At 42.9% G+C, this 8,234-nt stretch carries 4 protein-coding genes and 1 tRNA gene; 3 read left to right on the top strand and 2 right to left on the bottom strand.

The window, feature by feature from the left end; translation table 11 throughout:
* Positions 1–13: 13 nt before the first annotated feature.
* The gene (locus FEK29_RS12785) at positions 14–3,226 is read right to left on the bottom strand and encodes a SusC/RagA family TonB-linked outer membrane protein (RefSeq protein ID WP_138258829.1); all 3,213 of its coding nucleotides are present in this window, start codon (positions 3,224–3,226) and stop codon (positions 14–16) included.
* Between the two features lie 767 nt (positions 3,227–3,993).
* Between FEK29_RS12785 and FEK29_RS12790 the strand changes: the two genes are divergently transcribed.
* The gene (locus FEK29_RS12790; RefSeq protein WP_138258830.1) at positions 3,994–5,700 is read left to right on the top strand and encodes a sulfatase family protein; all 1,707 of its coding nucleotides are present in this window, start codon (positions 3,994–3,996) and stop codon (positions 5,698–5,700) included.
* Positions 5,701–5,918: 218 nt separating this feature from the next.
* A complete protein-coding gene (locus FEK29_RS12795) occupies positions 5,919–6,317 on the top strand; it encodes a hypothetical protein (RefSeq protein ID WP_138258831.1) in 399 nt (132 codons plus the stop codon).
* 239 nt (positions 6,318–6,556) lie between these two features.
* On the opposite strand, the gene FEK29_RS12800 is transcribed toward FEK29_RS12795, so the two are convergent.
* Positions 6,557–6,638, bottom strand: a tRNA-Leu gene (locus FEK29_RS12800).
* Positions 6,639–6,764: 126 nt separating this feature from the next.
* Here FEK29_RS12800 and FEK29_RS12805 point away from each other — a divergent pair.
* Entirely contained in the window at positions 6,765–8,159 is a 1,395-nt protein-coding gene (locus tag FEK29_RS12805) for a dipeptidase (protein WP_138258832.1), read from the top strand.
* Positions 8,160–8,234 lie beyond the last annotated feature (75 nt).

The following is an 8,234-nucleotide window of genomic DNA, read 5'->3' on the forward strand; positions in this document are numbered from 1 at the left end:
TCATATTTATTTTTTATTTAAAAGTAACATTTAATCCTAAATTGAACTGCCTTGCCACCGGCTGCGCACCACCATCATAGCCCAGGGTCAAATTCCTGCGGCTATCTCCGGTATTGCCCAATTGTACCTCTGGGTTTAGACCGGAGTAGTTGGTGAACGTGGCCAAGTTTTGTCCTTGTACATACACTTGTGCACTGCCTATGCCCCAATCGGACAATAGTCCTTGAGGGAAATTATAGGTCAACTGTACGTTACGAATCCTGAAGTAGCTACCATCCTCGATTAGGTAGGTAGATGGCCTACTACTGATGGCGTCATTTGCATCCATAATTGGGGACGTGGCGTTGGGGTTCGCCGCTACCCAGGTACTTGGATCTGCCAAAGGTTGCGTAGGCTGCCAAGCATCATAGAGCGCCCTCCTACTTCTATTCCCTTGAAAGGTATTGAAATCCGCAAAATAACGTACATAATTAAATACGTCGTTCCCTTGTGAACCGTTTCCAAAAATATTCAATGAAAGGTTTTTATAGTTCAAGTTGACATTGATACCATAGGTAAAATCCGGATGTGGACTTCCTATGATAGTACGGTCGTCATCGTTGATAACACCGTCTCCGTTGACATCGGCCACCCGGAACTTACCGGGAGCATTATAGTCCCCATAGGGCGCCCAGGCATCCGCCTCCGCCTGTGTCTGGAAAATACCCAGATTTTGGAAACCAAAGAAAGAGGCAATGGGCGAACCTTCCTGCGTTACGGAAAGCGCTGGTATCCTACGACTCTGACCAAAAATTCTAGTGCTTTCGCCCTGTAGGGCAACGACCTCATTGACATACCTGGAAAGGTTACCGGATACTTCATAAGAGAAATCGCCTACATTGTTTCTGTAGGTCAAGGCCACGTCAAACCCTTTATTGTTCATTTCACCCACGTTGAAGTTGGGTTCGTCCGCTTGCCCTGCCGTATAGGTCACGGGCACTGGAATCAACATATCCGTAGTGGTAGCGGTGTAAACGTCCAAATTAAAATCAAGTTTGCCGCTGAACATAGTCATATCGATACCTAAGTTATTGGTGGTTGTGGTCTCCCATTTGGCGCTGGGATTTCCAAAGGCCCTAGTTGAAAAACCAAGTCTTGGGTCTGAAGTTGAACCATCGATGGGATACCCTGCTGTTACAATATCGGAGCGAAAGGTGGTAAATGCATTGTAATCCCCGATTTCCTGGTTTCCGGTTTGTCCCCAACCATAGCGCACCATCAAGTTGTCCAACCAATCCACATTGTCCATAAAGCTTTCATCCGATGCTCTCCATCCCAAACTAAAGGCTGGGAATACAGCGTTTCTGGAATCCGCACCAAAACGGGACGAAGAGTCGTTACGCAAGGTGGCCTGTAACAAGTACCTACCATCGTAATCGTAGTTAAACTGACCGAATTGTGACCACAAGGTAAAATCCCGCTCCACGTTACCATTGGCCTGGGCAGTAGTTGGATTTCCCAAATCCAAATAACTTAAGATATTGGTGGTCTCAAAAGGAAAACGCTGTCTGAACCCTCTAAAAAATTCCTGGAACAATTGAATGGACTCCGTACCTACATAGGCCTTGAAATTATGCACTTCGTTAAAAGTCTTGGAATATGTTAATGTATTGGTCCAGGTCCATGAATAATTGTAGCGATCGATTGCCTCTGAGCTATTTATGAAGTTACCTTCAACATATTCCGGTTGTGGGCGACCCAAGTTCCTGATTCGGGTACCATTAACGTCCACCCCAAAACTGGACCGCAGGTTCAAGTTGGGAATAATTTCGTAATCCGCATAGACGTTCCCCAACAATCGAATACCATACTCTCTATCGTCTTGGTTTCTAAATAATTGTGCGTATGGGTTGAAGTTGTTTCCTAAATTGGCACCTCTACTTCCGGCAAAATTGCCCGCGATATCGCGAACCGGCAATAAAGGGTGGTGTTTAAAAGCTCCAGACACCGGACTTTGCTCACTGTCATTGGATACATCACCTTTAATGTTATCAAACGAAGCCGTAAAGTTTTCGCCGATAGTCAATTTATCATTGATAGCCTTGAACTCCGTGTTGGCTCGCAAGGACACCCTGTCATAGCTAAAAAACTTGGTGATACTTTCCTGGGTAAAATAGTTCAAACTGAATGCATATCGAGCAGCTTCTGTTGCTCCGGAAGCCGAAATATTATGACTCATTATAGGAGCCCCCCGGTTCGTAACCTCTTCCCACCAATCCGTGTCGGATGCCCTTGTGATGGCATAGATGTTTCCTTCTTCCAAGGCATACAAACTGGGATCGGTTCCAGGGTCACCTTCATTGGCCCCACTGGGGAATACAAAATCAGGAATCGTAACTTCTCCGTTGGGACCGTAAGTATATTGGCCGTGAGAAGGCGTTCTACCGGCATAAATATCCGCTAAATACAGGTACTCGCCCAACTCCCTTGCATTTAGCGCCTCTACATCCTTTTCAGGGGATTGCAGGCCATAAAATGTATTGTAGGAAATGGTAGGCTTGCCCAATTTACCTTTCTTAGTCGTAATGATTATAACCCCGTTTGCCGCACGAGAACCGTAAATGGACGCCGCAGAGGCATCTTTTAATATCTGCATGGACTCGATATCATTGGGGTTGAGGTTGGATTGTTCCGTGGAAGGAACCCCATCAATGATGTACAGTGGGTCATTGTTACCCAAAGTTCCAAAACCACGAATACGTACCGTAGCTTCTCCACCGGGGCGGGCATCGTTAATAATGCTAACACCTGCAGCCCTACCTTGTAGTTGCTGAGAAAAAGTCGTAGCCGGAATGGCCAAAAGTTCCTCGGTGTCAACAACACTAACGGCACCTGTTAAATCCTTTTTGGTCTGGGTACCATATCCTGTTACTACCACTTCGTCCAATTTACTGGCATCCTCTTCCATGGTAACATTTACGGTAGATTGCCCGTTAACGGGTATTTCTACAGTTCTGAAACCAATGTAACTAAATACCAGGGTAGCATCATCGTCCACATTGTCCAACGTATAGTTACCATCGAAATCAGTTTGGGTACCGGTAGTTGTACCCTTAATAAGAACACTGGCACCTGGTAAAGGACCCATTTGGTCCGATACGGTCCCGGTCACGGTTTGGGCTTGCACCATTCCAAAACATAAAAATGCCCCGAGAAGTAAGAAACCCTTTAAGAATGTACTCTTCATAAATAATTTAGGTTTAAGTTAATATTGATTGTTGTTAGTTAAAAGAGAAAAAAAAATTCACATCATAATTTAAAGTTTTACTATAACGTTTTCGAAAATGAACTCTAAAAATAGCCTAATGACCCAGTAATCCATGGATGCTATGTCCACAAACGCTATCAAATTCATGAATTTTAAGATTTTTTAGCGTGGTTTGCATGTAGAGGCAACTTACAACTATTTTTGAACGATTACTAAAACAGGTCATGTCAAATTAATTTTTTCGTAAAAATTACTAAAATCTAAAACCATATCCCAATATTACCACAATAATTGGGTGACCATAAAAAACGAAAAACCTCAAAGTCCTAAACGACCGGACATGGGCGCCTCAAGATTCCCGTTGGAGAGAATATTTCCCCTTCTATCAGCATTTTCTGGCATTTACAAACAATATAAAGCGTGCGACATGTTGATACATTGGCATTAGGATACCATCCATAAAAATCGGGCTTTCGATTATTAAAATAACCAACCATACCAGAATGATGACTATATACCCCAATCAAAAATTGATTTCGTCTATACTCCGTACCGTATGCAATAGTAATCAGATACCCAAGCCATTTTTTATAGACCGACGAAGAAGCTTTTCCTACTGGTAATCGCAACTTCACATATTTAAAAGACTAACGAGCATATCTTTTTAAGGTGCCATGAAAATTCAAACAGGATCAATGGAATAATTGTTATCTTCCAACCTATTGCAACCTATAGAACCTTTATCCATGAAATCCCGTACCCCCCAATACTCCCATTCAAAGAGCACGCCACATTTGTACCTTATCTTCCTATTGATACTGATTTGCTCGGGCTGTGCAGAAGAAACCAAGGAAACACCCAAAAAACCAAACATTGTCTTCATTATGTCGGACGACCACGCATATCAGGCCATTTCGGCATATGATAAACGACTAATCGAAACACCCAACATAGACAGGATAGCAAAAATGGGGATGCTTTTCACAAATGCAAGCGTTACCAATAGCATCTGTGCGCCATCAAGGGCCACCATTCTTACTGGCAAACATTCCCACATTAACGGCAAAATAGACAATGTATCCCCTTTTGACACCACGAATGTTACCTTTCCACAGCTCCTACAAAAAGCGGGGTACCAAACGGCAATGTTCGGAAAACTGCACTTTGGAAACAATCCCAAAGGTTTTGACCAGTTCAAGATTTTACCTGGACAAGGATCTTATTACAACCCAGATTTCATCACCAAAAACGATGGGGAGATCAATGTAAAGGGATACGTAACGGATATTGTAACCGATATGACCCTTGATTGGCTGGAAAAAGAACGTCAAGCGGATAAACCCTTTATGCTTATGTATTTGCACAAAGCACCACACCGCTCGTGGTTGATGGCCGAACGTCATATGGCGGAGTATACCCAGAAAAAAATCCCGGAGCCGGCAACCTTGTTCGACACCCACGAAGGTATGCCTGCCGCAAAAGTGGCCAAAATGAAGGTCGACGGTGATATGGGTTGGGCAGCTGACAGTAAGTTGTATCCTGAAGTAATGGACCAATTGGGTTTGGAGGAGCAGATTGGTTTTGATAAACGCAGGTATGAAATGACCGTGGGCCGATTAGACTCCACCCAGAAAGCAACTTTTGACACCTATTATAAGGCCATTGCGGATGAATTTATAGAGAACTATCCCAACATGACCGAAACCGATATTGCAAAATGGCGTTACCAGCGTTATATGCAGGATTATTTGGGTACCATTAAATCCGTGGATGAAAACGTAGGGAGGGTGCTGGATTATCTGGAAGCCAACAACATGACGGAAAATACCATGATCGTGTATACCTCGGACCAAGGGTTTTACCTAGGCGAACATGGTTGGTTCGATAAAAGATTCGTGTACGATGAAAGCCTAAAAACGCCTTTGTTGGTTTCTTGGAAAAACCATATTAAACCTGGAAGTGTTTCAGATGAACTCGTACAAAACTTGGATTTTGCCCAAACTTTACTAGAAGTTGCCGGAGTGGAGCAACCGGCTGACATGCAAGGAAAAAGTTTGGTCCCAGTACTGACCGGTGCAACTGAAAATTGGGACAGGGACGCCGTTTATTACCACTACTACGAGCATCCCTCCGAACATAATGTGAACAGACATTATGCGGTAATTACCAAAGATTACAAATTGATCCACTACTATTTTGACATGGATTATTGGGAATTGATAGACAGAAAAAAAGACACCCTGGAGCAGCACAATTATTATGATGATCCTGCCTATGCCGATATACAGAAAGACCTGCGCCAAAAACTGGATGCCCTTCGGAAGCAATACAGAGATTCCGAAGCCCTGAGCAAACAGTATATTGACGAATTTATGCCCTTGGCCAAGGAGGGAAAAGTCTACGGGGTCGAAAAGGAAATCTTGCAGCCCATGATGGAAAAATGGGAAAACTAGAAGAAACAATGAATTTGTAATACTTAGCAAGGTGCAAATTAAAAGTCCCCTCTAAGGAATTCCACTTTTTTGAATTCGCCGAAAAATAATATCTAGTATTTATATACTTAACGATTTTGATACTAATTTTGTTCGTTGAAGTAGTGACTTCTAATTAACTATTGTGTCAAAGGTATTGCTAAAAAGAAAGGTTCATAGTTTTAAAAAATAAAAGAAGTATGAAAAAATATTGCCGGAATGTTTCCATATTGTCCTTACTATTAATTTGCTCATGTGCTTCCGTTTTAGAAATGCCAATTTCTGAAGTAGTTCCTGCAGCGGAGATAAAGGTAAAATCCAAAAGCGATAACAATGGAAACACAATACTTGAAATTACCGCAGAAAACTTGGCCGCGCCAAGCCGATTGAAACCATCAGCAAATGTTTATAGTGTATGGGTGGAGACAGAAAAGGCTTCCAGAACGGAAAACATTGGTATGCTAAATACAGATGGAGGAAAAGTATCTCTTGAAGTGGTGACACCTTACAAGCCCAAATCCATTTTTATTACAGCCGAGAAAGAAGGGAACCTGACCTATCCAAATGGAACTTTGATTACAAAAGCCAACTTAAAATAATCAATTTCAATTGTTTTTGATTTTAATAAAAGTGAATTAGGGTAATTTTATCGTCGTATTTCCCTTATAAAAAGCATCTCACTCTAGAGAGACTTAGAGTTTAGGCACCTCTGCTTCGCTCGGTGTCATCTCTGGGACTCCCTCAGCTCAGGGCAAGCTTCCCGTTTCTCTTTGCTGACCACCTTAACGTAACTTTACGGCATAAAAAAAACCTCTGATTTCTCAAGAGGTTTTTTCTGTACAGGCGGAGAGACTCGAACTCTCACACCTTGCGGCACTAGATCCTAAGTCTAGCGTGTCTACCAATTCCACCACGCCTGCATTTCCCTTCCGACGGCTGCCGAAATATTCGGGATGCAAATATAAAGTAAATTTTCAATTCTATAAACAAACACTCTTTAAATTACAGCTTTTTGTATTTTTAAAAAGAATATTCAAAACGTATACATGCAAAACATAAAACAATACATAAGCCAAAACAAAGACAGATTCCTAAAGGAACTTATTGAACTTTTAAAAATTCCTTCCATCAGTGCGGACTCCGCCTTCTCCCAAGATGTATTGGATACGGCCGAAGCGGTAAAAAAATCGCTGGAAAAGGCCGGTTGTGATTTGGTAGAAATTCATGAAACGGACGGCTACCCAATTGTATACGGCGAGAAGCTCATTGACCCCAATTTACCAACCGTCTTGGTCTACGGACATTATGACGTTCAGCCACCAGACCCTGTGGATTTATGGAATTCCCCTCCATTTGAACCGATAATAAAGAAAACGGAACTCCATCCGGATGGCGCCATTTTTGCCCGAGGTGCCTGTGATGACAAAGGCCAAATGTACATGCACGTGAAAGCCTTGGAATTTATGGTGAACACCGATCAATTGCCCTGCAATGTTAAATTTATGATCGAGGGGGAAGAAGAAGTGGGCAGTAACAATTTGTCGACCTATGTATCACTAAACAAGGAAAAATTGAAGAACGATATTATCCTAATTTCCGATACCGGAATGATTGCCAACGATGTGCCTTCCATTACTACGGGCCTTCGCGGGTTAAGCTACGTTGAGGTGGAGGTTACAGGGCCCAATCGTGATTTACATTCCGGTTTGTATGGGGGTGCCGTGGCCAATCCCATCAATATACTTGCCAAGATGATCGCCAGTCTACATGATGGGAACAACCATATTACCATTCCAGGATTTTACGACACCGTTCAGGAGCTTTCAGATGAAGAACGCGCCGAAATGGCCAAAGCACCTTTTTCTTTGGAGGCATATCAAAAAGCGCTGGATATTGATTCCGACTATGGGGAAAAAGGATACACCACAAATGAACGGAACTCCATTAGGCCTACGTTGGATGTGAACGGCATTTGGGGCGGTTACATTGGCGAAGGTGCCAAAACGGTTATCGCGAGCAAAGCTTACGCGAAAATATCTATGCGATTGGTGCCCAATCAGGATTGGAGGGAGATTACGGAGCTCTTCAAACAGCATTTTGAGGCCATAGCTCCTAAAGGGGTAAAAGTGAAAGTGAAACCGCATCATGGGGGTCAAGGCTACGTAACGCCGATAGACACTGATGGCTATCAGGCCGCCTCCAAAGCCTATGAAACCACTTTTGGCAAAAAACCTATTCCGCAACGCAGTGGTGGTAGTATCCCAATTGTTTCGCTTTTCGAAAAAGAGTTGGATAGTAAGACCATTCTAATGGGTTTCGGCCTCGACAGTGACGCCATCCACTCCCCCAACGAACATTTTGGGGTTTGGAACTATTTAAAAGGCATTGAGACGATACCGTATTTTTTCCAATATTTTACGGAAATGAAAAAGAGCTGTTAGCTGTTAGCTGTTAGCTGTTAGCTGTTAGCTGTTAGCTGTTAGCTGTTAGCTGTTAGCTGTTAGCTGTTAGCTGTT

The organism is Maribacter aurantiacus (assembly GCF_005780245.1).
GTDB lineage: Bacteria > Bacteroidota > Bacteroidia > Flavobacteriales > Flavobacteriaceae > Maribacter > Maribacter flavus.